1 protein-coding gene is annotated in these 265 nt (G+C 45.3%); it reads left to right on the top strand.

Annotated elements, in window-relative coordinates; translation table 11 throughout:
- Positions 1–230 (top strand): YciI family protein (locus SB773_RS32415; protein WP_410594482.1); only part of this gene is annotated, 230 nt, incomplete at its 5' end.
- Positions 231–265: the final 35 nt, after the last annotated feature.

Below are 265 nucleotides of genomic sequence, written 5' to 3' on the forward strand. Positions count from 1 at the left end.
TAAATGCAAAGGTAAGACCAGCTCACTTGGAGTATGTAAACGATCTGTACAAGCAAGGAATCGTATTTATGGCAGGTCCATTCACTGATAAACAGGGAGGTCTTGTTATTTACAAGGCGGAATCACTGGAGGAAGCCCGTAAATTGGCAGAAGCCGACCCAGTAATAGTCGAGGGAGCACGTACATTGGAGCTGCGTGAGTGGAGCCCACTTGAATTTCCCTTGAACTAATTTCCATTTTGCACAGGAATGATAATCCTGCACAG

Source organism: Bacillus sp. SIMBA_074 (genome assembly GCF_046534555.1).
GTDB classification, from domain to species: Bacteria; Bacillota; Bacilli; order Bacillales; family Bacillaceae_G; genus Bacillus_A; species Bacillus_A mycoides.